The organism is Pseudomonas sp. EGD-AK9 (genome assembly GCF_000465935.2).
Lineage (GTDB): Bacteria > Pseudomonadota > Gammaproteobacteria > Pseudomonadales > Pseudomonadaceae > Aquipseudomonas.
In genome coordinates this window covers 1-2,564 of the sequence record NZ_AVOF01000410.1, presented here as the reverse complement: position 1 = coordinate 2,564, position 2,564 = coordinate 1, and the positions used below count along the sequence as shown (strand labels likewise).

Here is a 2,564-nt window from a genome sequence, read left to right as displayed (position 1 = left end):
CGTTGAGCGAGCAGGGCAGCAGCTTCCGCGCGCTGCACGACGAGGTGCGCCGGCTGCGCGCCCTGCGTCTGCTGGAGCAGGGCCTGGGTGTGCGCGAGGTGGCGCGGGCCTGCGGGTTCGCCGAGCTGTCGCCCTTCTACCGTGCCTTTCGCCGCTGGCAGGGCGGCACGCCGCGTGGCCTGTATCGCGCCACGGAGCAACTGGCGAGTGAAGAGCGCTCGTAGCTCGTAGGGTGGGTTAGCGACGCTGGAGGTGGATCGACAAACGCCGCGGAACCCACCAGGCGGTAGATCGTATTGCGCCGATGGTGGGTTACGCCGCGTCAAACAGGGCTAATCGACCGGTAAGCGCGACCGGCGGCTAACCCACCCTACGGTTGCTCGGGCCTCGTCAGTCGCTGGTCGGCCCAGTCGCAGAAGCAGCCTACCGCCAGGGTATTGCTGGCGTCGACTGTGCGTCCTGCGGCCAGGGCTTCGAGAATCGGCTCGATAAAGCTGTTGCTCGAGTTGCAGGTCAGGCCTTCGCTGTAGGGGCCGAAGTAGGCCAGCTGGCCCTGGGCGTCCCAGATCGCCACCGCCGGGCTGGCGGGCAGTGCGGCGCTGCCGGGCAGGGCCGCGATCGGCTTGAGCGCGGCCAGTTCGGCCGGCAGGCGGCCCTGGCTGCCTGGCTTCTGCACGGCATGGAACTCGACGCCGCGCGGCGCGTAGCGCGTGACCAGCTCGGCCAGGTGCTGCTGGTTGCCGACGTTGCACGGGCAGGCCGGGTCCCAGAAGTGCACCAGGCGGATCGCCCCGGGGCCGGCCAGTTCGGCCGGCAGGCGCAGCTCGGCGCCGGAAAACAGCGCGGCGCGCTCGTCGAAGGGGCGCAGGTAGCGCGCCTCGAACCACCAGAAGGCCAGCAGCATGCCGCCCAGCCAGACGAGGGCGAGCAGGGTGGCGAGCAGGGTCTTGGGCGAGGGACGAGGCATGGACGGCGGCGGGCGAAAAGGGCGTGTAGCTTGCCACGCCGCGTGCGGCAGCTGAAGATCGAGGTTTAGAGGAATGCCCCGCGGTTCGCGCCGCACTCTAGGGAAGGCCCCATGCCAGAGCCGTTTCACCCCGAACAACTGCGCCCCCTGCTGCGACCCTTGGCCGCAGCGCGCCTGGAGCTGCCGGCGGTGCAGGCCTACCGCAGCTTCTACGGCCTCGACCTGGGCGGCCGCCACGCCGGGCTGGATCATCGCCTCGGCAGCTTCGCCGCCGGCGGCTACCAGATCGCCGTGCAGCTGTGGGCGCCGGCCGAGCCGCGCGGCACCCTGCTGCTGCTGCACGGCTACTACGACCATATGGGCCTGTACCGTCATGTGATCGACTGGGCGTTGGCGCTGAATCTGGCCGTGCTGGCCTGCGACCTGCCCGGCCATGGCCTGTCCAGCGGGGCGCGGGCCAGCATCGGCGACTTCGCCGAGTACCAGCTGGTGCTCGCCGGGCTGTTCGAGCAGGCCGCCGAACTGCAGCTGCCGCAGCCCTGGCATCTATGTGGGCAGAGCACCGGTGGGGCGATCCTGCTGGACTACCTGCTGACCGACGGCAAACGCTCCGAGCTGGGCCAGAGCATCCTGTTGGCGCCGCTGGTGCGGCCGCGCGCCTGGGCCTGGTCGAAGCTCAGCTACCGCCTGCTGCGCCCCTTCGTGCGCGAGATTCCGCGGCGTTTCAGCGAGAACTCCAGCGACGCCGCGTTCATCGACTTCGTCCATAACCTCGACCCGCTGCAGCCGCGCAACCTGCCCACCGCCTGGGTCGGCGCCCTGGCGCAGTGGGTGCCGCGCATCGAGGCGGCGCCGCGCAGTGCGCACAGCCCGCTGATCGTGCAGGGCGAGGCGGACATGACGGTGGACTGGCGGCACAACCTCGAGGTGCTGCAGGACAAGTTCGGCCGGCCGAGCATCCTGCGCCTGCCCGAAGCGCGTCATCACCTGGCCAACGAAAGCGAGGCGCTGCGCCAGCGCTATTTCGATTTCCTGCGCGAGCATTTGGCGTAGGTTGGCGCTGAGCGCAGCGAAGCCCAACGGTGAGTGCGCAGCGCTCCGCCCGGCGATACCTGCGTGCACCTCGCTGGGTTAAGGCACAACGACTGGCTTCGGTGCATGGACGGCCGCGGCAGGCGCCTAACCCAGCCTAGCTGTCGTCTGCCTCGCCGCTTCAGATCCCCTGCGGCGCCGGCTCCAGCTCGGCCGTGCTCATGCCCACCGCCAGCCCGGCGCGCAGCGCTTGCAGGGCGGCCTGGTAGTAGGCCTGGCCGTCCGCCGACTGGGCGAACTCGACGAACTGCTCCAGCTCCGGGTCGCTCAGCTCGCGATAGACGTGCAGCAGGGTGTTGTCCAGATCCTGTTCGATCTGCGCCATCAGGCGCTGGCGCTGGCCGTTGAGCAGGCTCTGCGCCTGGGCGCCGCCGAGCAGGCCGGGGAGCATCTGGCTGAGGCTGTCGGCGGCGACGCCGGCCAGCGCCAGGCTGACTTCGGCGCCGGCTTCCTTGGCCGGCAGGGCCTGGGCCAGGTGCCGGATCAGCAGGCGCCGGGTGGCATC

The 2,564-nt window shown here is 70.5% G+C and carries 2 protein-coding genes and 2 pseudogenes; 2 read left to right on the top strand and 2 right to left on the bottom strand.

The genetic code is table 11. From position 1 onward, the window contains the following. Positions 1–211, top strand: a pseudogene (locus N878_RS17510) (helix-turn-helix domain-containing protein); the annotation flags it as partial. A 159-nt stretch (positions 212–370) separates the two neighbouring features. Here the strand turns inward: N878_RS17510 and N878_RS17505 are convergent. Beyond that, positions 371–967, bottom strand: a complete 597-nt coding sequence (locus tag N878_RS17505; RefSeq protein ID WP_021444896.1) for a DUF6436 domain-containing protein — start codon at positions 965–967, stop codon at positions 371–373. Between the two features lie 111 nt (positions 968–1,078). On the opposite strand from N878_RS17505, the gene N878_RS17500 reads away from it, so the two are divergent. After that, positions 1,079–2,020, top strand: a complete 942-nt coding sequence (locus tag N878_RS17500; RefSeq protein WP_021444895.1) for an alpha/beta hydrolase — start codon at positions 1,079–1,081, stop codon at positions 2,018–2,020. 160 nt (positions 2,021–2,180) lie between these two features. Here N878_RS17500 and N878_RS17495 read toward each other — a convergent pair. Beyond that, a pseudogene (locus tag N878_RS17495) lies at positions 2,181–2,564 on the bottom strand (hypothetical protein); the annotation flags it as partial.

Coding starts and splice junctions, on each gene's coding strand:
- N878_RS17505 (WP_021444896.1), bottom strand. CDS start 967: ATGCCTCGTCCCTCGCCCAAGACCCTGCTCGCCACCCTGCTCGCCCTC.
- N878_RS17500 (WP_021444895.1), top strand. CDS start 1,079: ATGCCAGAGCCGTTTCACCCCGAACAACTGCGCCCCCTGCTGCGACCC.